General features: G+C 69.0%; 24 protein-coding genes and 1 rRNA gene. 2 read left to right on the top strand and 23 right to left on the bottom strand.

The window, feature by feature from the left end; translation table 11 throughout:
- Window positions 1–90: 90 nt before the first annotated feature.
- Window positions 91–1613: ribosomal RNA gene (locus tag MYK68_RS07190) — 16S ribosomal RNA — on the bottom strand.
- Window positions 1614–2145: 532 nt separating this feature from the next.
- Here MYK68_RS07190 and mftM point away from each other — a divergent pair.
- Entirely contained in the window at window positions 2146–2991 is an 846-nt protein-coding gene (gene mftM, locus MYK68_RS07185) for a mycofactocin oligosaccharide methyltransferase MftM (RefSeq protein WP_247867187.1), read from the top strand.
- A gap of 40 nt (window positions 2992–3031) precedes the next feature.
- Here mftM and MYK68_RS07180 read toward each other — a convergent pair whose 3' ends face one another.
- The 7 genes from MYK68_RS07180 to murA form a co-directional block, all read right to left on the bottom strand.
- Window positions 3032–3694: a MadR family response regulator transcription factor gene (locus MYK68_RS07180; protein WP_247867186.1), complete on the bottom strand. Its 663-nt coding sequence runs from the start codon at window positions 3692–3694 to the stop codon at window positions 3032–3034.
- On the bottom strand, window positions 3691–5004 hold the full coding sequence (locus MYK68_RS07175) for a MadS family sensor histidine kinase (RefSeq protein WP_247867185.1): 1314 nt from the start codon (window positions 5002–5004) through the stop codon (window positions 3691–3693). The genes MYK68_RS07180 and MYK68_RS07175 overlap by 4 nt, the downstream gene beginning before the upstream one ends.
- 2 nt (window positions 5005–5006) lie before the next feature.
- Complete coding sequence (locus tag MYK68_RS07170; protein WP_247867184.1) at window positions 5007–6179, bottom strand: iron-containing alcohol dehydrogenase; 1173 nt, start codon at window positions 6177–6179, stop codon at window positions 5007–5009.
- Window positions 6180–6228: 49 nt separating this feature from the next.
- Entirely contained in the window at window positions 6229–7779 is a 1551-nt protein-coding gene (gene madC, locus MYK68_RS07165) for a MadC family VWA domain-containing protein (RefSeq protein WP_247867183.1), read from the bottom strand.
- Complete coding sequence (locus MYK68_RS07160) at window positions 7763–8830, bottom strand: MadB family AAA-type ATPase (protein ID WP_247867182.1); 1068 nt, start codon at window positions 8828–8830, stop codon at window positions 7763–7765. Before MYK68_RS07160 ends, madC begins: the two co-directional genes overlap by 17 nt.
- A 117-nt stretch (window positions 8831–8947) precedes the next feature.
- Window positions 8948–10219, bottom strand: a complete 1272-nt coding sequence (gene mdo / locus MYK68_RS07155; RefSeq protein WP_247867181.1) for an NDMA-dependent methanol dehydrogenase — start codon at window positions 10217–10219, stop codon at window positions 8948–8950.
- Between the two features lie 153 nt (window positions 10220–10372).
- Window positions 10373–11629 (bottom strand): UDP-N-acetylglucosamine 1-carboxyvinyltransferase, encoded by a 1257-nt coding sequence (murA, locus tag MYK68_RS07150; protein ID WP_247867180.1) that lies wholly within the window; start codon window positions 11627–11629, stop codon window positions 10373–10375.
- Window positions 11630–11664: 35 nt separating this feature from the next.
- Between murA and MYK68_RS07145 the strand changes: the two genes are divergently transcribed.
- Entirely contained in the window at window positions 11665–12255 is a 591-nt protein-coding gene (locus tag MYK68_RS07145; protein WP_247867179.1) for a cob(I)yrinic acid a,c-diamide adenosyltransferase, read from the top strand.
- Between the two features lie 14 nt (window positions 12256–12269).
- On the opposite strand, the gene MYK68_RS07140 is transcribed toward MYK68_RS07145, so the two are convergent.
- The 15 genes from MYK68_RS07140 to prfA form a co-directional block, all read right to left on the bottom strand.
- Complete coding sequence (locus tag MYK68_RS07140; protein WP_247867178.1) at window positions 12270–12722, bottom strand: DUF2550 domain-containing protein; 453 nt, start codon at window positions 12720–12722, stop codon at window positions 12270–12272.
- Between the two features lie 105 nt (window positions 12723–12827).
- Window positions 12828–13205: a F0F1 ATP synthase subunit epsilon gene (locus MYK68_RS07135; protein WP_247867177.1), complete on the bottom strand. Its 378-nt coding sequence runs from the start codon at window positions 13203–13205 to the stop codon at window positions 12828–12830.
- Between the two features lie 9 nt (window positions 13206–13214).
- Window positions 13215–14660, bottom strand: coding sequence for a F0F1 ATP synthase subunit beta (atpD, locus tag MYK68_RS07130; protein WP_247867176.1), 1446 nt, complete (start codon window positions 14658–14660; stop codon window positions 13215–13217).
- Window positions 14661–14689: 29 nt separating this feature from the next.
- Window positions 14690–15649 (bottom strand): F0F1 ATP synthase subunit gamma, encoded by a 960-nt coding sequence (locus MYK68_RS07125; RefSeq protein WP_247867175.1) that lies wholly within the window; start codon window positions 15647–15649, stop codon window positions 14690–14692.
- A 2-nt stretch (window positions 15650–15651) separates the two neighbouring features.
- Window positions 15652–17289 (bottom strand): F0F1 ATP synthase subunit alpha, encoded by a 1638-nt coding sequence (gene atpA, locus MYK68_RS07120; protein ID WP_247867174.1) that lies wholly within the window; start codon window positions 17287–17289, stop codon window positions 15652–15654.
- A 58-nt stretch (window positions 17290–17347) separates the two neighbouring features.
- The gene (locus MYK68_RS07115) at window positions 17348–18163 is read right to left on the bottom strand and encodes a F0F1 ATP synthase subunit delta (RefSeq protein WP_247867173.1); all 816 of its coding nucleotides are present in this window, start codon (window positions 18161–18163) and stop codon (window positions 17348–17350) included.
- Between the two features lie 101 nt (window positions 18164–18264).
- Window positions 18265–18840 carry a F0F1 ATP synthase subunit B gene (locus MYK68_RS07110; protein ID WP_247867172.1) on the bottom strand — a complete coding sequence of 192 codons (576 nt, stop codon included), beginning with the start codon at window positions 18838–18840 and terminating at the stop codon, window positions 18265–18267.
- 14 nt (window positions 18841–18854) lie between these two features.
- Complete coding sequence (locus MYK68_RS07105; RefSeq protein WP_247867171.1) at window positions 18855–19103, bottom strand: ATP synthase F0 subunit C; 249 nt, start codon at window positions 19101–19103, stop codon at window positions 18855–18857.
- A 102-nt stretch (window positions 19104–19205) separates the two neighbouring features.
- On the bottom strand, window positions 19206–20027 hold the full coding sequence (gene atpB / locus MYK68_RS07100; protein ID WP_298446630.1) for a F0F1 ATP synthase subunit A: 822 nt from the start codon (window positions 20025–20027) through the stop codon (window positions 19206–19208).
- 210 nt (window positions 20028–20237) lie between these two features.
- Window positions 20238–20729, bottom strand: coding sequence for a Cg1360 family ATP-synthase-associated protein (locus tag MYK68_RS07095; protein ID WP_247867170.1), 492 nt, complete (start codon window positions 20727–20729; stop codon window positions 20238–20240).
- 23 nt (window positions 20730–20752) lie between these two features.
- Window positions 20753–21934, bottom strand: coding sequence for a glycosyltransferase family 4 protein (locus MYK68_RS07090; protein ID WP_283255283.1), 1182 nt, complete (start codon window positions 21932–21934; stop codon window positions 20753–20755).
- 10 nt (window positions 21935–21944) lie between these two features.
- Window positions 21945–23138 carry a serine hydroxymethyltransferase gene (gene glyA / locus MYK68_RS07085; RefSeq protein ID WP_247867957.1) on the bottom strand — a complete coding sequence of 398 codons (1194 nt, stop codon included), beginning with the start codon at window positions 23136–23138 and terminating at the stop codon, window positions 21945–21947.
- Window positions 23139–23182: 44 nt separating this feature from the next.
- The gene (locus MYK68_RS07080) at window positions 23183–23854 is read right to left on the bottom strand and encodes an L-threonylcarbamoyladenylate synthase (RefSeq protein ID WP_247867169.1); all 672 of its coding nucleotides are present in this window, start codon (window positions 23852–23854) and stop codon (window positions 23183–23185) included.
- Window positions 23851–24756 carry a peptide chain release factor N(5)-glutamine methyltransferase gene (gene prmC / locus MYK68_RS07075; protein WP_247867168.1) on the bottom strand — a complete coding sequence of 302 codons (906 nt, stop codon included), beginning with the start codon at window positions 24754–24756 and terminating at the stop codon, window positions 23851–23853. Before prmC ends, MYK68_RS07080 begins: the two co-directional genes overlap by 4 nt.
- Complete coding sequence (gene prfA, locus MYK68_RS07070) at window positions 24753–25823, bottom strand: peptide chain release factor 1 (protein WP_247867167.1); 1071 nt, start codon at window positions 25821–25823, stop codon at window positions 24753–24755. Before prfA ends, prmC begins: the two co-directional genes overlap by 4 nt.
- Between the last annotated feature and the right edge of the window lie 46 nt (window positions 25824–25869).

The raw sequence follows: 25869 nt of genomic DNA, 5'->3' as shown, positions 1-25869 counted from the left end.
AGATCGTGGTGGTTTCTTGTGTTTCACCCATGAACAAACACCCACCGCGGCTCGAACGGCCACGTAATGGGAGTGTTGTTTGCTCCTTAGAAAGGAGGTGATCCAGCCGCACCTTCCGGTACGGCTACCTTGTTACGACTTCGTCCCAATCGCCGATCCCACCTTCGACGGCTCCCTCCCTGACGGGTTAGGCCACCGGCTTCGGGTGTTACCGACTTTCATGACGTGACGGGCGGTGTGTACAAGGCCCGGGAACGTATTCACCGCAGCGTTGCTGATCTGCGATTACTAGCGACTCCGACTTCATGGGGTCGAGTTGCAGACCCCAATCCGAACTGAGACACGCTTTAAGGGATTCGCTCCACCTCACGGTATCGCAGCCCTCTGTACGCGCCATTGTAGCATGTGTGAAGCCCTGGACATAAGGGGCATGATGACTTGACGTCATCCCCACCTTCCTCCGAGTTGACCCCGGCAGTCTCCTGCAAGTCCCCGGCATAACCCGCTGGCAATACAGGACAAGGGTTGCGCTCGTTGCGGGACTTAACCCAACATCTCACGACACGAGCTGACGACAGCCATGCACCACCTGTACACCAACCACAAGGGAAACGACATCTCTGCCGTCGTCTGGTGTATGTCAAACCCAGGTAAGGTTCTTCGCGTTGCATCGAATTAATCCACATGCTCCGCCGCTTGTGCGGGCCCCCGTCAATTCCTTTGAGTTTTAGCCTTGCGGCCGTACTCCCCAGGCGGGGTACTTAATGCGTTAGCTACGGCACAGAACCCGTGAAAAGAGTCCCACACCTAGTACCCACCGTTTACGGCGTGGACTACCAGGGTATCTAATCCTGTTCGCTCCCCACGCTTTCGCTCCTCAGCGTCAGTTACTACCCAGAGACCCGCCTTCGCCACCGGTGTTCCTCCTGATATCTGCGCATTTCACCGCTACACCAGGAATTCCAGTCTCCCCTGTAGTACTCAAGTCTGCCCGTATCGCCTGCACGCCTACAATTGAGTTGCAGGATTTCACAGACGACGCGACAAACCGCCTACGAGCTCTTTACGCCCAGTAATTCCGGACAACGCTCGCACCCTACGTATTACCGCGGCTGCTGGCACGTAGTTGGCCGGTGCTTCTTCTCCAGGTACCGTCACTTGCGCTTCGTCCCTGGCGAAAGGAGTTTACAACCCGAAGGCCGTCATCCCCCACGCGGCGTCGCTGCATCAGGCTTGCGCCCATTGTGCAATATTCCCCACTGCTGCCTCCCGTAGGAGTCTGGGCCGTGTCTCAGTCCCAGTGTGGCCGATCACCCTCTCAGGTCGGCTACCCGTCGTCGCCTTGGTACGCCATTACCGCACCAACAAGCTGATAGGCCGCGGGCCCATCCTGAACCGCAAAAGCTTTCCACCCCCCACCATGAAACAGGAGATGAATATCCGGTATTAGACCCAGTTTCCCAGGCTTATCCCGAAGTCCAGGGCAGATCACCCACGTGTTACTCACCCGTTCGCCACTCGAGTACCCAGCAAGCTGGGCCTTTCCGTTCGACTTGCATGTGTTAAGCACGCCGCCAGCGTTCGTCCTGAGCCAGGATCAAACTCTCCAAACAAAAATCAGAGAAAAGACCTGACCAAAAAATAATCCAAAAAAATAAGAAATTGACTGGCAAAAAAATTCGTCTTGTCAATGACAAACTCCCTCCATGCCAGACAATCACTGGCACAAGAAAATCCATCACACACTATCGAGTTCTCAAAAAACACACACCCATTGACACCACACAACCACAGTCATGCGAACTTCAATGAGCAGAGTTTGCCACCCGCAAGCGGGCAACTGTTCCAGACTAGCGTCTGCAACCCCGGGCAGTCAAACCGCAACCGCCCCGGTGACAGGAACTCTATCAGAGTCCCGGCCCGCCGCGCAACCCCTGGATCCGGATTTCTCCGGGAAACCTTGGCCCTGGCGACCTCGACTAAGTTACACACACCCCAACACAAACACAACTCCGCAGGTCAACGGCCGGATCGAAGCACGACAGGGATGCAACCCGGCGATCGGCGAAGACCCTGTCCGGTCGGTCAGTCGTTGGGCCCGCTCGGCCAGTGACCACTCGCCGCCGGCGCTCCTAGCGTGAAATCATGACCGCTTCCCTCGACGTCCCCACCTCGCTCGACGGGACTGCGCAGCCCCGGACCATCGTCGCCGGCCGCGGACCCGGCGTTCCCGAGCACGACCTCCCGGGACCGCGGTTCCGGGCCGCGACCACCGGGAGCACCGTCTGGATCGAGCACGACCTGTCGCTCGCCACGGTCAGCGATCACCGGCTGGTCACCGGCCTGCTCGGGCTGGTCGCCGACGGGGTGCTCGCCGGCCAGGACGAGTTCGAGCGGGCGTTCGTCGAGGTGGTCACCAGTTGCGCGCCGTCGCGGCCGGCCGCGTGGTCGGCGTTCTACCGCAACTCCCTCGTCGAGCTCCGGGCCGGCACCGCCGACTTCAGCCCGGTCCACCGCCGCGCCCGCTCACTGCTCGCCGGCGACAGCGTCCTCGAAGTCGGTTCGTGCTTCGGTCTCTTCGCCCTGCAATGCGCGCAGGACGGCTTCCGCGTGTGCGCGGCCGACATCTGCCCGGAATCGCTGGACCTGCTCGAGGCGGCGTCGGACGCGCTGGGCATCCCGGTCGGCACCCGCCTCGCCGACGCACGCGCTCTGCCGTTCGCCGACGGCGACGTCGACACGGTGACCCTGATCCATCTTCTCGAGCACCTGGACGACGACGGTGTCGACGCGGCGATCGGCGAAGCCCTGCGCGTCGCCCGCCGGCGGGTGGTGATCGCCGTCCCCTACGAGGACCGGCCCAGTCCGCACTTCGGTCACCTGACCGCGCTCACACCGGCGGACCTGCAACGCTGGGCACGACGCCACCCGGACGTGCCGTCGCGCGTCTTCGCCGATCACGGCGGCTGGCTGGTCTTCGACCACCCCTGAGCCGCCCGGATCCGCCCTGAGCCGCCCGGATCCACCCGGCTCAGATGAGCCCGCGTTTGGTGGCCACGTAGACGGCATCGGTGCGCTTGCTGACACCGAGCTTGCGGATCAGATTCCGGATGTGGAACTTGACCGTCGACTCCGAGATGTACAGGCGCTGCCCGATCTCCACATTCGACAGGCCGTTGGCCAGCAGCTGGACGATCTCGCGCTCGCGGTCGGTCAGTTCATGCCCGACGGTGCGCTCACCGGCCATCGTGCGCATCATGATCGTCGAGCTGCGCGGATCGAAGGCGCTGCCCCCGGCGGCGAGCGCCCGGATCGCCCGCACCAGCTCGGTCGTGTCGACGTCCTTCACCACGTATCCGCGCGCTCCGGCGCGGACGGCCCGGATCACCAGGTCGTCGTCCAGGAAGGTGGTGAGAACCAGCACCGCACCGTCGGGATTCCAGCGGGTCAGCTCCTCGATCAGCCGCATGCCCTCGTAGTCGGTGCCCGCGGTCAGTTTGAGATCGACCACCACCACGTCGGGCCGGGTGTGCGCGACCTCCGCCATCGCGGCGTCGAAGGTGCCGGCCTCCCCGCACACCTCGATGCCGTCGTGGCGCTCCAGCACCGCCCGCAGCCCCTCGCGCAGCAGCGCGTGGTCGTCCACCAGGACCGTCCGGATCGGCCGCTGAGCACCCGCCGTGTCGCCGTTCATCCCTGCGCTCCCTGCTCGATCGGTATCTCCACCGCGATTCGCACCCCGCCGGACCGCGAGCGGCGTATCCGCAGCGTGCCGCCGAGTTCCTCGGCCCGCGACGCCATGTTGAACAGACCGCGGCCCCGGCCCGACCCGAGGTCGCCGGCCGCCGCCGCCCGTAACCGCCCACGCAGGAGTCCGGGATCTCCGTCGCCGTCGTCGTCGACGGCCAGGCTCACCCGATTGTCCGCATAGACCAGCGTGACCGTCACCTGACCGGTGTCGGCGTGCATGGCCGCGTTGAACAACGACTCCCCGGCGATCCGCAGCAGCGCGTGCTGGACGTCGCCGGGCAGTTCCCGCGGGCGGCCGCGCACCACCACCGAGGTCTGCGTCGACTCCGGAAGGTGCAATTCGCACAGGCCGGCGAGGGCATCGGCGATGCTCTCCGAGGCCTCGGTCTGATCATTGAGCGTGTAGATCGCGTTGCGCAGCTGCGTCACGGCCTCACGCGAGAGCCGCATCGCCTTCTCCAGGTGGTCGGCGACGCCCTCCGGCACCTGACCGCGGCACAGTTCGATCTGCAGGCCGGCCGACAGCACCGACTGGCCCACCGAGTCGTGCAGCTCCCGGGCGATCCGGGAACGCTCGCCGTTGAGCAGCGCGGTCCGCTGCACCGCGGACAGCTCGCGTTGCGTCAGTTCCAGTTCCGCGTTCCGGTCGGCCAGCTGCTGCGCCCACCGCCGGGTCTCCAGGAACAGCTCCGAGTTGATCAGCGCCACCGCGGCCTGCCGCGCCAGGATCGTCAGGACCATCAGATCGGTGCGGTCGACCGGCCGCCACTGCGGACTCCACGCCGAGATCCCGCCGACCACCCGGCCGCCGTACTCGATCGGCACGTGCAGGTGGTGGTCGTCGAGGATCGGCGCCGCCAGCACCGTCACCTCACCGCGCAGCACGTCGATCAGCCGGTTCAGCACCGACACCGGCAGCTCGGTCGGCGGGTGGGCCACCCCCACCCCCTCGAACGCCAGAATGCCCTCGTCGCGCCCGGCGATCAGATGCCTCGGCACCACCTGCTCCAGTTGCCCGTCCGCCAGGGCGAACAGCACCCAGTCGGCGTCGAGGTGCTCGGCGATCGCCTCCAGCACCGCGACCGCCAGTTGCTCGGGCCCGCGGTCGGTCTGCACCAGCGCCGCCGAGATGCTCTCCAGCGCGGTGATCATCCGGTTCAGGCGGGCCTCGGTGCCGCGGTACTGGCCGTAGTGACCGCCCTTGACACTGCTCAGCCCGACCAGGCTGGCGAGATCGGCGTCGGGCGTCGTCATCGCTACAGCGCCTGCCGGTAGAGGTCGAGGATGCCCTGCGCCTCCGGGCGGCGCGGGTTGGTCAGCATGCACGAATCGACCAGTGCCCGCTCCGTGAGCAGTTCCAGCTGGTCGGCGCCCACCCCGAGCGGCGCCAGGGTCGACGGCATCCCGATCCGCCCGGCGAGCGCCCCGATCTGGTCGGCGAGCCGGTCGGCGACGGTCCGCGCGTCGCCGGTCGACGACAGGCCCACCGCCCCGGCGAGCTCGGCGAAGTCGTCCGCGCAGACCTTCGCGTTGTACCGGATGACGTGCGGCAGCAGCACCGCGTTGATGGTGCCGTGCGGGGCGTCGCAGTATCCGCCGACCGGATGGCTCATCGCGTGCGTGGCGCCGAGGATCGCGTTGGTGAACGACATCCCGGCCCGCAGCGCGGCCAGCGACATCTCGGCGCCCGCCCGCGCATCGGAGGGGTCGTCGATCAGCCGTTCCAGATTGGTCCACAGCCCGGTCAGCGATTCGACGGCGAGCGCATCGGTGAGCCGCCCCCGCGCGAGCGACACGAAGGCCTCCACCGCGTGGGTCAGCGCATCCATCCCCGCCTGCGCGATCACCTCCGGCGAGGCGGTGGTCAGCAGCACCGGATCGATCACCGCCACATTCGGGACCAGCGTGCGCCCGATGATCGTCACCTTGGTGCGCTGCGCGGTGTCGTTGATGACGCAGAACTGCGAGACGTCGGCGCCGCTGCCCGCCGTCGACGGCACGGCGACCAGCGGCGGCAGCGCCGTGCGCGCCTTGTCGATCCCCTCGTACTCGAGGATGTATCCGCCGTTGGCGGCGAGTACCGCCACCCCCTTCGCGGTGTCGATCACCGAGCCGCCGCCGAGTGCGACCAGCCCGTCGGCGCGATGCGCGGCGTACGCGCGCTGCCCGGCGGCCACCTCCTCGGCGCGCGGATTGGGCGTCACCCCCAGGTACGGCGCGGGGGTGAGCCCGCGTCCACGCAGATCGGCGAGCAGCCGGTCGAACCACGGCGTCTCCGCCAGATTCGCATCGGAGACGACGAGGGGCCGCGCCACCCCGAGGGCGGCGACGGCGTTCGCGGCCTCCGCGAGGGCCCCGGGGCCGAACAGGATCTCCGGGGTGTGGAACTTCACCACCCGGTTCAGGCCGTGGCCCGCTGCCGCACTCATGTGCTTCCGCCTTCCGCCTATGTTTGCCCGAACCGCCCGCCGGCCGCACTCACCGCAGTGCCGCGCCCAGATCGTCGCAGCGTTCGAGGATCTCGGCCCCGTCCCGCGCGCTGATCACCCCGGAACACTCTTGTGCGTAGGCGTCCAGGGCGCATCCGGTCTGGCTCCAGTAGCGCTCCGGCTCCGGTGTGAGCCAGGCTACCCGGTAGGCCCGCCGCGCGACCTCCGCGAACAGATCGGTGCGCGGATCGAACGCGTTGTGCCGGGCGTCGCCGACGACGAGAACGCTGGTGCGCGGGGTGATCAGGTCACCGTGCTCGTCGAGCAGTTCGTGCCACATCCGGCCGTAGTCGCTGGTCGCCGACAGATCGAGGCCGTCGGCGGCCAGCACCGCGGCCAATGCGCCGTCCGGGGAGGCGGTGCGCAGCGCCGGCGTCACCAGTACCGGACGGTCGACGAAGGCGATCACCTCGCAGCGGTCCCCGAAGTCGTGCAGGGTCTGCGCGAGCCGGAGGATGAATCCGGTGACCGGCCGGACCGAGAGGGAGACGTCGATCAGCACCAGGAGCTTGACCGGTCCGGGCGTCGCCGTCCGCCGCCACAGCGCCAGCGGCACCCCGTCGGTGGCGACCGCACCCCGCATGGTCCGGCGGAAGTCGAGTCGTCCGCTGTCGGCCAGGCGGCTGATCCGCCGCGGTGCCCCGCGCATCCGCTGGATCAACCGGTGACAGGCGCGGTCCAGGTCGGCTTGATCGCGATGCGCCCGCCCGGCCGTGCCCTCCTCGTCGTCGTCGACGACGATCGCGGTGGCGGCCAGTCGTTCGGTGAGCGCCTCGACGAAGCGATTCAGGGCCTCCTCCAGTTCGGCGACGGCCTCGTCGTCGAGTCCGGCGGCCCCGTCCACGCCGTAGGCCTGCCGGCCGTCCGCCTGGTCCAGGGCCCGTAGCAGTGCCGCGGCATCGGCCAGCGCCAGGGTGGTGCCCTCGACCCGGGTGGCGGCGGCAGTCAACTCCCCCACCTGCGAGGCGTCGGCGTGATCGACCTCCACGGTGTAGGTCACCCCACCGGACACGCTCGACGAATCGGTGCTCACCTCCAGTTCCTCGGCGCCGCCCGAGACGGAGAAGTCGTTCTCCTCGCGGTGCGCGCTCTCCGCGTGCCGCTCGCGGGCATCCGGGTCGTCGATCATCAGGTCACCGATCTCGACGGTGTGCTCGTCGGCCCCGATCATCCGGCCCGCGCCCTCGAAGTCCTCGGCCCAGACGACGTCGTCGGGCAGGCCGGACAGCAGGCCGCGCACCCGCGGCAGCTCGCCGTCGTCGCCGGCCGGCCGCTCACCGAGGAAGTAGAGGGCGAACGCCTCCTCGAAGGGCTCCCGCTCGTACTCGTACTTCACGGTCACCGCGCGCAGCGCGGTGCGCAGCACGTCGGGATCGGCGGCGCCGACCACGTCGAGCACCCGCCGGATCTCGATCACCTCGGCGGGTGACGCCGCGACCGACAGCGCCCGGAGGACGCGCCCGAAACCGACGGCCACCTCGCCGAGGAGCCGCTGCGGCGCGGCCTGCCCAGCCGCGGAGGGCTCAGCGGCGGGCCGCACTGCGGGCCCGTCCGGCGCCGAAGGCGCGCTCGGTGACCGTGCCGCCAGGGCTGCTGCCGTCGACGGCGACCGGGGCACCGGCAGCGGCGTCCGCCCCGGCGAACGCCCGGCGGACATGGTCGAGGTCGGTCCCGAATTTGACCAGCAGACTCATCAGGGCCGGGTCCTGTCCGCCGATCGGCTCGCCGGTTCGCGGAGCGCCGGCCTCCGACAACCGGGCGGCGGCGCGAGCGGCGTCGATCACCTCCGCGATCGACGGGCTCTTGCGCAGCGGCAGTTCCCGGAGCCGCCGCGCCAGGTCCACCACCTCGCCGATCACCGTCGGCTCGACGTCGGGAGCGCGGACCGCCACGATCGCGCGCTCGCGCTCGGCGTCCGGGTAGGCCACCTGGAAGTGCAGGCAGCGGCGCTTCAGCGCGGGCGACAGTTCCCGGGTGTCGTTGGAGGTCAGGATCACCCACGGCGACGATCGCGCGGTGAAGGTGCCCAGCTCGGGCACAGTCACCTGACGCTCGGCCAGTACCTCGAGCATCACCGCCTCCATCGCCTCGTCGGTGCGATCGATCTCGTCGACCAGCAGCACGGTCGGCTCGGGCGACATGATCGCGGCCAGCAGCGGCCGGGGCACCAGGAATTCCTCGCTGTACACGCCGACCTCGGTCCGCGCGAGCGCCGCGGAGGCGTCGGCGAGCGTGTCGTAGGCGGCGAGCTCGTCGCTGATGCGGTCCCGCAGCATCTGCACGTGCAGCAGCTGCCGGGCGTAGTCCCACTCGTACAGCGCGCGGGCGTCGTCGAGCCCCTCGTAGCACTGCAAGCGGATCAGTTCGCGCCCCGAGGCGGCCGCGAGTGCCTTCGCCAGTTCGGTCTTGCCGACACCGGCCGGCCCTTCCAGCAGCAGCGGGCGGTCGAGGAGGGTCGCCAGATGCAAGACCACCGCGAGATCGTCGGCGATCAGATAGCCCTGCCCGGCCAGTGCCTCGGTGAGTTCACCGGTCGAGGCGAAGTGACGGTCGTCGGCGGGAGTGGCGGTGGCGGTGGTCTGGTGGTTCATGAGGGTCCTTGACGTCGATGTCGCGGTGGCGGGGAGGCGGAGTCCGGGTCGGTGAGAACGGGGCGGACCTGCCGGGTCGGCAGATCCGCCCCGCGCAGCGGAGGTCCCGGCGCGGACTCAGTAGCTGTCGACCATCGCGTGCCGGACCATCGGGATCATCGACTCGACGGTGCAGGTGCGCGGGTTGCCCGGGGTGCACCAGTCGTCCATCATGTGCTCGGAGATCGCCCGGATCTGGTTCTCGGACGTGTCGACCCCCTCGCCGCGACCGTGGTACTTGCCGGTGTTCATCCGGTTCTTCTCGTAGCTGTTGACCGTCAGCTGACCGAAGTTGTCCGGGATGCCGACGTCCTTGGAGATGCGGATGGCTTCCTCGACGGCGGCGTCCGCGGCCTGCACCGTGGTCATGTTGCGGGTGTCCACGCCGAGCAGCCGGGCGATGTCGGCGAAGCGCTCGTAACGGGCGGGCAGGTTGTACTCCCACACGCGGGGCAGCGCGATCGCGTTGTTGAGCCCGTGGTGGCTGTCGTAGAACGCGCTGAACGCGTGCGACAGCGAGTGCACCAGGCCGAGGCCGCCGGAGTTGAACGCCTGCGCCGCGATGTACTGGGCGTGCATCATGCCGGTGCGGGCTTCGAGGTTGTGCGGCTCGAAGACGGCGGTGCGCAGGTGGTCGCGGATCAGCTCGATCGCGTACTTGGCGTTACCGAGCGAGGGCGCGAAGTCCAGCCGCGAGACGTACGGCTCGGAGCAGTGCGCGAGCACGTCGAAACCGCAGAAGGCGGTGAAGTGCTCAGGGCACGAGTAGTACAGCAGCGGGTCGTCGATCGCCAGATCCACCAGGCAGGTGTCGTCGAAGGCGACCCACTTGTGCGGATGGTCCATATCGGAGGTGTCGGTGATGACGTAGGCCCACGACGTCTCCGAGCCGGTGCCCGCAGTGGTCGAGACCGCGATGTGCTTCGGGTTCTCCTTGTTGGTGGCCTTGGAGAAGCCCTCGAACTCGTTGATGTTGCGGCCGTCGTGCGCGATCACCATGCGGGCGCCCTTGGCGGCGTCGTGGCTGGACCCGCCGCCGACGGAGATGATGCCGTCGCAGCGCTCCTCCTGGTACCGCGCCGCGGCGTCCATGACGTTGTAGTCCTTGGGGTTGGACTCGACCTCGTCGAACACGACGACGTCGACGCCCTGATATTCGATCTTGCCCTTGAGCTCGTCGATGATCCCCGAGCCGCGCAGGCCGGTGGTCATCAGCAGCACGCGCGTCATGCCGAGGTCCTTGGCCTCGACGCCGATCATGTCGTGTGCGCCGACGCCCAGCTTGGCCTTGGGGAAGGGGTGGAACTCCTTGATCGGGAAGTCCCAGATCTGGTTCAGCTCGATTGCCATCGCGGATGTCTCCTGTATCGCAGCGGGTTGTGTGGAACACATCCAGACTCAGCGATGACATAGGACACAACAAGGGTCCCTGACCCGTCGTGGCCAGGGTCGGCCCCTCGGGTCAGGACACCCACCTGTCCGACCGGCCAGGTGGCCCGGCGGCTACCCGGTGACGCGCTCGATGGTGCCGCCGAGGCTGCGGAGGTTCTGCTCGAAGTGCGGGTAGCCGCGATCGATGTGCTCGATGTCGTGCACCTCGGTGACGCCGTCGGCCACCAGCCCGGCCAGCACCAGCCCGGCCCCGGCGCGGATGTCGCTCGACCACACCGGCGCACTCGACAGCTCCTCGATGCCGCGGACGACGGCGTGATGCCCGTCGGTACGCGCATCCGCACCGAGGCGGACCATCTCCTCGACGAAGCGGAAACGGGCCTCGAAGACGTTCTCGGTGATCAACGACATGCCCTCGGAGATCGTCGCCAGCCCGATCGCCATCGGCTGCAGATCCGTCGGGAAGCCGGGGAACGGCAGCGTCGCGGTGTTCACGGCGCGCGGCCGCGCATCCTGCCGCACCCGGAAACCGTCGTCGTAGCGTTCCACCGCGGCGCCCGCGTGTTCGAGTTTGGTCAGCACCAGCGCCAGATGCTGCGGGTCGATCCCGCGCACGGTCACATCGCCGCGCGTCATCGCCGCCGCGATCCCCCAGGTGCCGGCGACGATCCGGTCGCCGACCACGTGGTGCCGCGTCGGGCTCAGCCGCGCCACCCCGGTCACCGTCAGCGTCGAGGAGCCCAGGCCGTCGATCCGCGCGCCCATCTGGATCAGCATCTCGCACAGGTCGACGATCTCCGGCTCGCGCGCCGCGTTGTCGATGGTGGTGACGCCCTCGGCCAGCACGGCGGCCATCAGGATGTTCTCGGTGGCGCCGACCGACGGGAACTCCAGCGAGATCGCCGCACCCCGCAGGTGATCGGCCTGCGCGACGACGCACCCGTGCTCGATGGCGCTGGTCGCCCCGAGCGCCCGCAGCCCCGACTGATGCATGTCGAGCGGCCGCGAACCGATCGCGTCGCCGCCCGGCAGCGCGACGACGGCGCGCTTGCAGCGGGCCATCAGCGGACCGAGGACGCACACCGACGCACGGAACTGCTTCACCGCGTCGAAGTCGGCGTGGAACTCGGGCACCTCCGGCGCGTCGATCACCACGGTGTCGCCCTCGATCTGCGCCTCGGCGCCCAGACCGCGCAGCACGTCGGCCATCAGCGGGACGTCGGCGATCTCCGGCACGTTGGTCAGCACGGTGCGGCCGTGCGCCAGCAACGACGCCGCCATCAGCTTCAGCACGCTGTTCTTCGCTCCCCCGACGACGACCTCGCCCGACAGCCGCGCCCCACCCGTCACCAAATAGCGATCGCTCACCGAAGTAGCTTAACCGGCGGCGTAGGTTGGCACCCATGGCCGTACACCTGACGAAGATCTACACGCGGACCGGCGACGACGGCACCACGGGACTGTCCGATTTCTCCCGGGTGTCCAAGACCGATGCGCGCGTGGTCGCCTACGCCGACTGCGATGAGGCGAACACCGCGATCGGTCTCGCCCTCACCCTCGGCGGCGACGTCCCCGCCGACATCGCGGCCGTGCTGGCCACCGTGCAGAACGACCTGTTCGACGCCGGCGCCGACCTCTCCACCCCGGTCGTCGAGAATCCCAAGTACCCGCCGCTGCGTATCGAGGAGGAGTACATCGACGCCCTGGAGGGCTGGTGCGACCGTTTCGGTGCCGAGCTCACTCCCCTGGACTCGTTCATCCTGCCCGGTGGCACTCCGCTGGCCGCGCTGCTGCATCAGGCCCGGGTGATCACCCGGCGCGCCGAGCGCGCGGCGTGGAGCGCCGTACACGAGAATCCCGACCACACCTCGGTGCTGCCGGCCAAGTACCTGAACCGCCTGTCCGACCTGCTGTTCATCCTGGCCCGGGTCGCGAACGTGCGCGCAGGCACGACCGACGTGAAATGGGTCCCGGGCGAGGGCCGCACCCGCTGACCCGGAGCGGTGCGCTACGGCGCCGAACGACGTCGCCGTGACCGGCTCGGCGGTCGCGCCTCCAGCCACGACAGGAACGCCGTCGCCAGTACCGGATCCATCCCGATCTCGTATTCGGTGACCCCGCGCCCGCGTTCGGTCACCCGCAGTTCGAGGACCGCCATCGACGGCTCCATGATCTCGAGTTCGGTGCCCGCCGGCGCCCGGCGCCCGATCAGCTCGGTCCCGCGCCGCGACAGCGTCTCGGTCGGTCCCGGCAGCAGGGCCGTCAGCCGGTAGTAGACGAGCGCCTCGTCGGTGTAGTGCACCGAACCGTGCCGCCAGCCCTGATCCTGCGCGGCGGGCAGCCGGCGCAGCAGCACCGGGGTACCCGCCCGGCGCACCTCCTGAACCCGATGGACCAGTCCGGCCGCCAGCAGCACACCGCCGACCACGACGACGACGATCAACCAGAACCACCACGGCATGGGCGTCACCTCGTCTCGGAACAGCGGATACGGGAGAAAAACGGCCACCAGCCGCCCCGGAGACCGGGACGGCTGGTGGCGTACATCATTGCGGACTCGCCGGGATCAGCTCAGCGCGTCGACCGCGCGAATACGCGACCGGGCGGCGAGATACTCCTCGGTGCCCTCCTCGGCCGACTCCAGCACCGCGCGCTCGGCCTCGACGTCCACCTCGCGGGCGAGCTGTGCCGACTCGGCGAGCACCTTGGCCTCGGTGCCGGTGACGGACAGGAAACCACCCTGCGCCGCGATCGCGACCTTGCTGCCGTCGGCCTCGGTGACCACCACGGCCCCGCCGGGCGCGAGCTCGGCGAAGATCGGCGCGTGGCTGGCCAGGATTCCGACCTCGCCGTCCGTCGTCTGTGCCCGCAGGAACGTCGCGCTCCCCGAGTACAGCACCTGATCGGGCGAGACCACGTCCACCTGGAAGGTCTTGTCAGCCATGGTCCGTGACTACTTTCCGGCGATCTTGGCGGCAGCGGCCTCGACGTCGTCGAGCCCACCGCAGCTGTTGAAGGCCTGCTCGGGCAGGTGATCGAACTCGCCCTTGCAGACGCGGTCGAACGCCTCGATGGTATCGGCGAGCGGCACCACGGAGCCCTTCTGGCCGGTGAACTTCTCGGCGACCAGGAAGTTCTGGCCCAGGAACTTCTGCAGACGACGGGCCCGCGCGACGGTGACCTTGTCCTCTTCGGAGAGCTCGTCCATACCGAGGATGGCGATGATGTCCTGCAGTTCCTTGTACTTCTGCAGGATCCGCTTGACCTCGTTCGCGACGCGGAAGTGCTCGTCGCCGACGATCGACGCCTCGAGGATGCGCGAGGTCGAGGTCAGCGGGTCCACGGCCGGGTAGATACCCAGCTGCGAGATCGGCCGCGAGAGCTCGGTGGTGGCATCCAGGTGGGCGAAGGTGGTCGCCGGCGCCGGGTCGGTGTAGTCGTCCGCGGGGACGTAGATCGCCTGCAGCGAGGTGATCGACCGGCCCTTGGTCGAGGTGATCCGCTCCTGCAGCTCACCCATCTCGTCGGCCAGCGTCGGCTGGTAACCCACCGCCGAGGGCATGCGACCCAGCAGGGTCGAGACCTCGGAACCGGCCTGGGTGAAGCGGAAGATGTTGTCGATGAACAGCAGCACGTCCTGGTGCTGCACGTCGCGGAAGTACTCGGCCATGGTCAGGGCCGAGAGGGCGACGCGCATACGCGTCCCCGGCGGCTCATCCATCTGGCCGAACACGAGGGCGGTGTCCTGGAGGACGCCCATCTCCTCCATCTCGAGGTGGAGGTCGGTGCCCTCACGGGTGCGCTCACCGACGCCGGCGAACACCGACGTGCCGGAGAACTCACGCGCGATACGGGTGATCATCTCCTGGATGAGAACGGTCTTGCCGACACCGGCACCACCGAACAGGCCGATCTTGCCGCCCTTGACGTACGGGGTCAGCAGGTCGATGACCTTGATGCCCGTCTCCAGGATCTCGGTCTTGCCCTCGAGCTGGTCGAAGGCCGGGGGCTTGCGGTGGATGCCCCACTGCTCGCCGTCGCGGCCGGTGCCCGGCGCGTCCAGGCAGTCGCCCAGCGCGTTGAACACGTGGCCCTTGACCACGTCGCCGACCGGCACCGAGATCGGCTTGCCGGTGTCGGTGACGGCGGCACCGCGGACCAGGCCGTCGGTGGGCTGCATGGAGACGGTGCGCACCACGTTGTCGCCGAGGTGCTGGGCGACCTCGAGGGTCAGCACCTTGGCCACGGCCGGGAGGGTGATCTCGGCGTGGAGGGCGTTGAACAGGTCGGGCACGGCGCCGCGCGGGAACTCGACGTCGACGACCGGGCCGATGACCCGGGCGACACGACCGGCGGTCGCCGAAGCGGCCACGGTCGGGTCGGTGACTGCTGCAGTCATGGTTTCTTCTCTTTCCTCGATATGTCTTGTCAGTGCGCGAGCGCTTCGACGCCGCCGACGATCTCGCTGATTTCCTGGGTGATCTGCGCCTGGCGGGCCGCGTTGGCCTGCCGGCTCAGGTTCTTCTCCAGCTCGGTCGCGTTGTCGGTCGCGGCCTTCATGGCGGTACGACGCGCAGCGCTCTCCGACGCCGCCGAATCGAGCAGCGCGGCGAAGATCCGCGCGGCCACGTACTTCGGCAGCAGCGCGTCGAGCAGCGTGTCGGGGTCGTCGCCCTCGAACTCGATGTCGGCCTGGACACCGTTGCCCGGCCGCTCGTCGAGCATGTCTTCCCCGAGGCTCAGCCGCTCCAGCTCGAAGTCGACGTCGATCGGCGCCATCCGGCGCACGGCCGGCTGCTGCGACAGCATGGACACGAACCGCGTGTACACGATGTGCAGTTCGTCGACGCCCTCGATCTGGCCGCTGCCGTCCGGGAGTTCGACGAACTCGCCGGTTCCGGCCAGGAACGCCTCGACCAGGTGACGCACCGCGGGCGCGCCGTCGGCGAAGACCGGCTGCTGCGAGAAGCCCGACCAGCTGCCGGCGATCTCGCGGTCACGGAAGGTGTAGTACCCGATGCCCTTGCGGCCCATCACGTACAGCACCGGCGTCTTGCCCTCGGAGCGGAGCAGCGACAGCAGCTCCTCGGTCTCCTTGAGGACGTTCGAGTTGTAGCCACCACACTGGCCGCTGTCGCTGGTCACGACCAGCACCGCGGCCCGCTTGGGGTCGTGCCGGGCGGTGAGCAGCGGAATGCTCTCCAGGTTGGCACGACTCGCGAGAGTCGTCACGACCTTGGTGATCTCGTCCGAGTACGGACGAGCAGCGGCCACCCGAGCCTGGGCCTTGGTGATCCGCGAGGTCGCGATCAGCTCCTGCGCCTTGGTGATCTTCTTGGTCGACTGGATCGACCGGATCCGCGAACGCAGCTCTCGAATGGACGCCATGGCTACTTGGTCTTCTTCGTCACGCGCAGCGTCTCGGGCTCGACGGCCTCCGGCGAGAGCGCGTCGGCCTCGGCCTCGACGACGCGGGTGCCGTCCGAGGCGATGAAGCCGGTCTTGAAGTTGTTGGTCGCGGTCGCGAGCGCGGCCTTGTCCTCGTCGCCCAGCTTCTTGGCGCCGCCGGCGATGTTCTCGTACACGCCCTTGGCACTGTGGTGCAGGTCGGCGAGCAGTTCGCTCTCGAAGCGGCGGACGTCGGCGACGGGCACCGAGTCCATGAAGCCCTCACCGCAGAGGTACAGCGAGATGATCTGATCCTCGACCGAGACCGGGCTGTACTGGTCCTGCTTCAGCAGCTCCACCCAGCGGGCACCGCGCTCCAGCTGCGCCTTCGAGGCGGCATCCAGGTCCGAGGCGAAGGCCGAGAAGGCCTCCAGCTCACGGAACTGCGCCAGCTCCAGACGCAGCGAACCGGAGACGTCCTTCAGACCCTTGGTCTGGGCGGCGCCACCGACGCGGGAGACCGAGATACCGACGTTGATCGCCGGGCGGACGCCCTTGTTGAACAGGTCCGACTCCAGGAACACCTGGCCGTCGGTGATCGAGATGACGTTGGTCGGGATGAACGCCGAGACGTCGTTGGCCTTGGTCTCGATGATCGGCAGGCCGGTCATGCTGCCGCCGCCGAGCTCGTCGGACAGCTTGGCGCAACGCTCCAGCAGGCGCGAATGCAGGTAGAACACGTCGCCCGGGTACGCCTCGCGGCCCGGCGGACGGCGCAGCAGCAGCGAGATCGCGCGGTAGGCCTCGGCCTGCTTCGACAGGTCGTCGAACACGATCAGGACGTGCTTGCCCTGGTACATCCAGTGCTGGCCGAGGGCCGAGCCGGTGTACGGGGCGAGCCACTTGAAGCCGGCCGAGTCGGACGCCGGGGCGGCGACGATGGTGGTGTACTCCATCGCACCGGCCTCTTCGAGGGCGGTCTTGACGCCGGCGATGGTCGAGCCCTTCTGGCCGACCGCGACGTAGATGCAGCGGACCTGCTGCGTCGGGTCGCCGGTCTCCCAGTTGGACTTCTGGTTCAGGATGGCGTCGATGCAGACCGCGGTCTTACCGGTCTTGCGGTCGCCGATCACCAGCTGGCGCTGGCCGCGGCCGATGGCAGTCATCGCGTCGATGGCGGTGATACCGGTGGCGAGGGACTCCTCGACCGGCTGGCGCTCCAGCACCGAAGCGGCCTGCAGCTCCAGGACGCGGTCGGTCTCGGCGTCGATGGTGCCGAGACCGTCGATCGGCTGACCGAGCGGGTTGATGACGCGGCCCAGGAAGGCGTCGCCGACCGGCACCGACAGCACGTTGCCGGTCCGCTTGACCTCCTGGCCCTCCTCGATGTTCTCGTAGTCGCCCAGGATGACCGCGCCGACGGCATCCAGGTCGAGGTTCAGGGCGACGCCGCGAATTCCGCCGGGGAACTCCAGCAGCTCATTCGCCATGGCGCCCGGGAGACCGCTTACGTGAGCGATGCCGTCGCCGGTGTCGGTGACGATGCCGATCTCTTCACGAGTGGCCTCCCCGCGCACCTCCTCGGTGTAATTTGCGATCGCGCTCCGAATTTCATCGGAGGAGATGGTCAACTCGGCCATATTCCTGCCTGCTCTTCCTGGGCTTTCTAAAGGGTCTGGGAATCGTACTTAGTGGGGGTCACCGCATGCCGCGGCGCAGGGCCGCCAGCTTGCCGGCGATGCTTCCGTCGATGCGCTCGTCGCCCACGCGGACGACGACACCGCCGAGAAGCTCGGGGTCGATCTCGACGTGCAGGGTGACCGGCGCGTCGAAGATGGCGGACAGCTTGCCGGCCAGCGCGGTGCGCTGGGCGGCCGACAGTTCACCGGCGGACGTCACGTAAGCGACCTTGCGGCCACCCGCGGCGGCGGCGAGCCCGGAGAGCTCGTCGATCACATCGCCGGGCGCCTCGGTGGAGGTGGTCACGGCCTGGACCGCGAGCCGCTTGGTCACGTCGTCGACCTTGCCGTCGATCAGCCCGGACAGCAGCCGCGCCCGATCGGCCTGCGACCGCGTGCGGTCGGACAGGGCCTGCTCCAGCTCGGTGTTCTCCTTGACGACGCGGCCGAGACGGAACAGCTCCTCCTCGACGGTGTCCAGGCGGCCCTCCCGCTTGGCGGCCTGCAGCAGAGACTCGCGTCCCAGCTCGAGCAGGGCGTCCGCCAGGTCGGCGTCGCTGGACCAGTGGCGCGCGGCGGCCGACGCCACCGTCTGCAGCGTGACCTCGGTGACCTTGCCGGAGAGAACCTCGCGGGCGATCGCCGCGCGAGTGTCAGGCGGCGTGACCGAGTCGGCCAGAGCGGTACGCAGCGCACGGTTGTCGGACACGGTCTCGGCGACCGACAGCAGCTGTTCACCGGTGGTGACTGCGTCGTCGGTCGTGACGCCGCGCAGGGCGGCTTCCAGCTCGACCCGAGCCCCGTCGAGGGCCTCACGGCTTGATGCTGCGTACATCTACCTACATTCCTTTTGGGTGGCGTTTCGCGACGGAACGGCAACAGGTGCGGCGAACCCGGGTTCGCCGACCTGCACCTGCTCCGACATCATCGAGACTCTTACTTCGCGGCCGGGTCGGCGACGTCGTCGAGCTCCGCGAGGAAGCGATCGACCGTGCCGGCCTGCTTGGTGGCGTCCGACAGATCGGTGGCGACGAGCTTCTCGGCCAGGTCGACCGACAGGCGACCGACGTCGTTGCGCAGTTCGGCGACGACCTGCTGACGCTGGGCCTGCAGCTGCGCGGCACCGTTGGCGATGATCCGGTCGCTCTCGGCGGTGGCCTGAGCCTTCATGTCCGAGATGATCTGCGTGCCCTGCTGGCGCGCCTCGTCGCGGATCGCCGACGCCTCTTCACGAGCGCCCGCGAGCTGTTCGCGGTAGGCGACCAGCGACGCGTTCGCCTCGGCCTGAGCGGCCTCGGCGCGCTCGATGCCGCCCTCGATGGTCTCGCGACGCTCGTCGAGCACCTTCTGGTACATCGGTACCACGAACTTCCAGAAGACGAACAGAACGACGGCGAAGGCGACCAACGACCAGATGATGTCGTACCAGTGCGGAAGCAGCGGGTTCGGTTGCTCCTCAGTGCCCTCGCCGGCCGTGGCCGCGAGGTAGAGGACTCCAGTGGTGTTGATCATGTCGATAGCTCAGATCAGAAGATGAAGCCGACGACGATACCGATCAGCGCCAGCGCCTCGGAGAGTGCGATACCGAGGAACATGGTGGTGCGGATCTGGCCGGCCAGCTCGGGCTGACGGGCGATGCCCTCGATGGCCTTGCCGGCGACGATGCCCACGCCGATGCCCGGGCCGATGGCGGCCAGGCCGTAACCGATGGCGCCGAAGCCGGAACCCTCGAAGGTGGTCTTGGTGTCGGCGAGAGTCTGGGCGATGTAGCTCATCTTGCGATTCCCTTTTCTTTCTTGGGTGGCTCCCCGCCCGGGCGGGCGAGTGAGTCAGTCTGTGGTGGTGGGTCGGGCGGTCTGGGGCGCTGACGGCGGGCGTCAGTGCTGATCGGCGTGCAGCGACAGGTCGATGTAGACGGCCGTCAGCAGCGCGAAGATGTAGGCCTGCAGGCCGATGACCAGCAGCTCGAAGAACGTGAAGCCGACGCCGACGATCAGCGAGAACGGCGCGAACACGATGTGCCAGGTGCCGCTCAGCAGGAAGTACTGGGTGGCCGCGAAGAACAGCACCAGCATGATGTGGCCGGACAGCATGTTGGCCATGAGACGGACGGTCAGCGTGAACGGCCGGAGGATGAAGGTGGAGACGAACTCGATCGGGATCAGCAGCGGCTGGATCGCCATCGGAACACCCGGCAGCACGATGGACGACTTGATGAAGCCGAAGAAGCCGTACTTGCGGATACCGACGCCGACGTAGGTGACGTAGGCGACGGCGGCCATCACCAGCGGCATACCGATCCGGGCGTTCGACGAGATGTTCAGGAACGGGATGATCGACGTCAGGTTGAGGAAGATCGTCGCGAAGAAGATCGTCGCGATGAGGGTGAAGAACTTGCGGCCGTTCTCCTTGCCCAGGATCTCTTCGGCGATGTTGATCCGGACGAAGTCGAGCATGGATTCGGCGACGTTCTGCATACCGCTCGGCACCAGCTTGGCGCCGCGCATGGCCAGCGCGAAGAAGAGCGCGACCAGGCCGGCGACCGCCAGCCGGATGATCATCAGACGATCGAGAGCGAACGGGGTGTCCGCGAAGGCCACGGCCTTCGGGAAGAAGTCGTTCAGGCTCGGCGCGTGGAACTCGGCGGCGGCAAGGATGACGCTCAGCGTTCTCTCCCGTGTTCGGGACCAGACAGTCAGTCCGGCTGTCGGTCCGATCGGCAATCTGTGCGGGCACGAACCATCTACAGCGCCTCACGGCGTTGCGAAGACGGTTGTCGTGCGCTCAGAACTTTATCAAGTGGTTACTTCGTGCAGGTAATCCGGCCCTGGTGACCGGCCTCCCGGCGCCCGGATCGGACCCCTACTATCAGGCGTAGTAGCAGGTCGCGGGCTCCGGAGTGGGACTCGTCACTTCCCGGCGTCGGCGTTGTCCGGATCGACATAGGGCTGGTTGGTGCGCAGCACCCCCCACACCTCCGAACCCAGCACGGCGACGATGGCACCGATCAGCATGCTGACCAGGGCGCCCTTGGAATAGAAGTGCATGTTCGACAGCATCGCCATCACCACCAGCACCACGACCATCTTGAGGAACCACGAGCCCATCACCGCGATCATCGTCGTCGACGGCGGCAGTTTGGTGGTACCCATGATGGTGAGCACCGTGAGCAGGATGAACGAGCCACCGACACCCGCGCCGATCAGCACGCCCCACACTCCGGGCAGGCCGCTGACCGGCCACCAGATCGCGAGGCCGATCAGGGTGAGGGCGAGCAGCCCGAACAGGCCGTAGCGCAGACCGTTCTTGAGGGGAGTGAGCGAGTCGTACGTGGTCTCGGTGACGGTCACGTCACCGGGCTCGTCCGGTCCGGGTTCGGGGCTATCGCTGTTGCTGGGCACGCCGACCAGGCTAGGGCACTCCCCTAGCGGCTGGCGAGTCGGCGCCGCCGGATCCGGGGCGCGAAGGTCGCCGTCAGGGCGATCAGCAGACCGGCGGCGAAGAACGGTGCCACGGTCAGCGGGGAGAACAGCGTGCACGCGGCCACCGAGAACGCCAGCACCCCGACCCACAGGTAGATGAGCAGGGCGACGCGCCGCTGCGAGTGCCCGAGTTCGAGCAGCCGGTGGTGCAGATGCATCTTGTCGGGCGTGTAGAAGCCGACGCCCGCGCGGGTGCGGCGGATCACCGCCATCACCATGTCGAGTATCGGGATGAACATCACGGCGGCCACCAGCACCAGCGGCGAGAGCAGCGTGAACAGGTCCGCGGTGCCGTAGGCGCTGCGCGCCGGGCGGCCGGACGCACTCGTCGCCGCCGCGGCCAGCATCAGTCCGAGGAGCATCGCCCCGGAGTCGCCCATGAAGATCCGGGCCGGCGAGAAGTTGTGCGGCAGGAAGCCCAGGCACGCCCCGGCGAGCGCGGCGGTGATCAGCGCGGGCGGGTAGTAGCTGACGTCGCCGCCCTGATCGTGCAGCAGGCCGAGCGAGAAGATCAGGATCGCGCTGGCCGCGATCAGGCCGAGCCCGGCGGCCAGGCCGTCGAGCCCGTCGACGAAGTTCATCGCGTTGATGGTGGTGACGGTGATGAGGACGGTCAGCAGTCCCGCTTGCAGCGGGTCGAGCACCACCGTCTGAATCCCGGCGAACGGCACGTACAGCGAATTCCAGCTGACGCCCATCACCACCAGGACTCCGGCCGCGGTGAGCTGACCGACGAACTTGGTCAGCGCGTCCAGCCCCCACCGGTCGTCGATCACGCCGACCAGCACGATCACCAGGCCCGCGGTGACCACCGCGATCATGTCGTGCGAGTAGGCGAAGCCGCGGTTCAGGGCGGGCAGCTGTGAGGCCAGGGTGACCGCGCAGACCACCCCGGCGTACATGCCGACGCCGCCGAGCCGCGGGGTGGGGATCACGTGGACGTCGCGTTCGCGCGGGACGGCGACCGCGCCGGCCCGCACCGCGAAGACGCGGACCAGGGAGGTGAGCAGGTAGGTGATCCCGGTGGCGGTGAGGGCGACGAGACCGAGTTCGCGCAGCGGTACACCGGCGCCCCCGACAGCGTCGAGCGCGAGCAGCCCCACGCCGCTTCCGGGTCCAGTCACGATGCCCAGGCTACCGAGCACCGAGCGCCGCGACCTGCTGCGCCAGCGCCTCGTGTCGCGCGTGATCGTCGGCCGGGGTGCGCATCGCGGCGACCATCAGGTCGGCGACGGCCGGCGCATCCGCGGAGGTCAGGCCCTCGGCGACGGCCGCGGCCGTGCCGAAGCGGATCGCCGAGCCCTGCGCGACGGGCGCCGGATCGAACGGGGTGACGGCCTTGTCGACGTAGATGCCCGAGGCGGCGAGCCGGACCGCGGCCTCGCGCCCGGTGATGCCCAGCGCGGTGACCTCGACGATGCCGAGGTGGGTGTCGGTGCCGCCGGCGACGGGCCGCAGTCCGCGGTCGGCGAGTTCGCTCGCCAGGGCGCGCGCGGAGTCCGCGACCGACGACGCGTAGTCCCGGTAGCCGGGGGTCGCGGTCTCGGCGAAGGTGACGGCCTTGGCGCCGATGGCGTGCATCGGCGGCGCGCCCTGCAGGAACGGGAACACGGCGCGGTCCAGGACCCCGCCGTGTTCTTCGCGGGCCAGCAGCAGGCCGCCGCGCGGTCCGCGGATCACCTTGTTGGTCGCGACCGTCACCACGTCGGCGTAGGGCACGGGAGACTCGAGCACTCCCCCGGCCACCAGTCCGGCCAGGTGGGCGGCGTCGACCCAGAGGATGCAGCCGGCCTCGTCGGCGATGGCCCGCAGCCGGGCGTAGTCCCAGGTCCGCGCGTACGACGTGCCGCCGGCCACCAGGATGCGCGGGCGGTGGATCATCGCCAGCTCGTGCATCTTCTCGTAGTCGATCTGTTCGGTGTCCTCGCGGACGCCGTAGTTCACCACGGTGAACCAGCGGCCCGAGGAGTTGGCGCGCGAGCCGTGCGTCTGGTGGCCGCCGTGCCGCAGGCTGAGCGACAGCAGCGGGTCGCCGGGCTGGGCGAACGCGGCCAGGACGGCCAGGTTCGCCAGCACCCAGGACAGCGGTTGCACGTTGGCGTAGTCGGCGCCGAACAGGTCGCGGGCCCGCGCCAGCGCCAGCTCCTCCACCTCGTCGACCACCTCGCAGCCGGCGTGGTAGCGGCGCCCCGGGTAACCCTCGGCGTACTTGTCGGCCAGCACCGAGCCGACGGCGGCGCGCACCGCCGGGGTGGCGACCGATTCGGCGGCCAGCAGTGGCAGCCCGCGGCGGCGCCGCTGCTGTTCGCGGTCGATCAGGGCGGCCATCGCCGGATCGGCGGCGGCCAGCGGGTCGTTCGGGTTCGCTCCGGTCACCGCGCGTCGTCCTTCGCGGGGCGCAGGTCGGCGACGGGCAGGTCGAGCACGTCGGCGATCTCGTCGATCGAGACCGCGCCCTCACGCAGCACCTGCGGGATCTCGCCGGTCAGATCGACGATGGTCGACGCGACCGCGTGCTCGGCGGGCCCGCCGTCGAGGTACACCGCCACCGAGTCGCCGAGCTGGTCGCGGGCCTGCGCCACGGTCGACGACGGCGTGCCGCCCGACACGTTCGCGCTGGACACGGCCATCGGTCCGACCTCGCGGAGCACCTCGATGGCGACCGGGTGCAACGGCATGCGCAGCATCACGGTGCCGTCGGCGTCGCCCAGATCCCACGCCAGCGACGGCGCCTGCTCGACGACGATGCTCAGGCCCCCGGGCCAGAACGACTGGACCAGCGCGCGGGCCTGCGGGCTGACGCGCTGCACCAGGCCGTCGACGGTGTGCCAGGAGCCGACCAGGACCGGCACCGGCATGTCACGACCGCGGCCTTTCGCGGCGAGGAGCGAGGCGACCGCCTCGGCGTCGAACGCATCGCAGCCGATGCCGTAGAGGGTGTCGGTCGGCAGGACCACCAGGCGACCGCCGCGCGCGGCGCCGACCGCCGCGTGCAATCCGGCTGCTCGTTCGTCCGGGTCACTGCAGTCGTAGACGGCGCTCACGCGTTCCATCCTTGCACGGCGGTCACCGGGCGTCGTCGCGCGGTGACGTATCGGGGGCGGCCGGCCAGATCGTCGTGGCCGACGACCTCGGTGAAGGCGCCATCGGCCCCGAAGACGTCCCGGGTACGCCCGCCGGTGGTGTCGTCGTGCTCGATGGCGACCGTGCCGCCGGGCACCAGGGACCCCGCGATCAGCGGAACCATCGCGGTGATCACGTCCATGCCGCTCTCCCCCGAGAAGACGGCCTCGGCCGGGTCGTGACCGACCTCCGGCGACACCAGCGACGATGCGGGGACATAGGGCGGATTGCTGACGATCACCTCGCAAGGCCCGATCAGTTCCCAGACCCCGGGATCGGTGACATCGCCGGCGACGACACGCACCCGCTCGGACACGCCGCCGGGCTGCGCGGCCACGTTGCGCCGCAGATACGCCAGCGCCTCCGGCGACCGTTCGACGGCGATCACCCGCGCCCGCGGCACCGCGGTGGCGATCGCCAGCGCCAGCGCCCCGCTCCCCGAACAGAGGTCGGCGATGCGGATCGTCTGGGCCCCGAAGTGCTCGCGTGCGCAGATCCCGGCGGCCCACTCGACCAGCAGTTCGGTCTCCGGGCGCGGGATGAACACCCCGGGCCCGACGGCGAGTTCGACGCCGGCGAAGTGCGCGGTCGCCGTCAGATGTTGCAGCGGGATGCGCTCGGCGCGGCGCGCGATCAGGGCCTCGTACTCGGCGCGCCGGGCGGCGTCGACGTCGTCGATCAGCAGCAGCCGCCCGGGCTGCGTGCCGAGCACGTGGGCCAGCAGCCAGGCGGCGTCGACCGCGGCACAGTCGATACCGGCCCGCGCGAGGGTGGCCGTCCCGGCCGCGCGCAGCGCCGAGGCGGAGATCACGGAGCCGTTCACTGCTCCAGGCGGGCCTGCTTGTCGGCCTCGACCAGGGCGCCGAGCAACGCGTCCATGTCGCCGGCCAGGACCGCGTCGAGGTTGTTGGCCTTGTAGCCGATGCGGTGATCGGTAATGCGATTCTCCGGGAAGTTGTAGGTCCGGATGCGTTCGGAGCGGTCGACGGTGCGGATCTGCGCGGCGCGGCCGGCGGCGGCCTCGGCCGCGGCCTCCTCCTCGGCGGCGGCTTGCAGCCGGGCGGCCAGCACCTGCATGGCGCGGGCCTTGTTCTGCAGCTGGGAACGCTCGTTCTGGCAGGTCACGACGATGCCGGTCGGCAGGTGGGTGAGGCGGACCGCCGAGTCGGTGGTGTTGACGCCCTGGCCGCCCTTGCCGGAGCTGCGGTAGACGTCCACGCGCAGGTCGTTCTCGTCGATGGCGACCTCGGCCACCTCGTCGGGTTCGGGATAGATCAGCACACCGGCCGCGGAGGTGTGGATACGCCCCTGCGATTCGGTGACCGGCACGCGCTGCACTCGGTGCACACCGCCCTCGAACTTCAGGCGCGACCAGACCCCGTCCCGGCTCGCCTCGCGCGCCTTGATGGAGAGGGTCACATCCTTGTAGCCGCCGAGGTCGGACTCGGTGACGCCGAGGACGGTGGTCTTCCAGCCGCGCTTCTCGCAGTACTTGAGGTACATGCGGACCAGGTCGGCGGCGAACAGCGCCGATTCCTCGCCGCCGGCACCCGACTTGACCTCCAGCACCACGTCGTCGCCGTCGTGCGGGTCGCGCGGGGCCAGCAGGTCGGTCAGAGCGGCGTCGAGTTCGGCGACGGTCTCCTCCAGCCCGGGGACCTCCTCGGCGAACGCCGGGTCGGCCTCGGCCAGTTCACGCGCGGCTTCGAGGTCGTCGCGGGCCGCGGTCAGCTTGGTGTACGTGGCCATCACCGGCGCGAGTTCGGCGAAGCGCTTGCCCACGCGGCGGGCGTTGGCCGGATCGTCGTGCAGCGCCGGATCGGACAGCTGCTGCTCGAGACCGGCGTGCTCGGCGAGGACGTCGTCGATCGCGGTTGCCTGCCTGCTCACTGGTGTTGCTCTCAATCGTTGTGATGCCGCTCATTGAGTCGTTGTG

The organism is Gordonia sp. PP30, assembly GCF_023100845.1.
Taxonomy (GTDB): Bacteria; Actinomycetota; Actinomycetes; order Mycobacteriales; family Mycobacteriaceae; genus Gordonia.
Note: the sequence above shows the minus strand (reverse complement) of the source record. Positions and strands in the feature narration are given on the sequence as shown.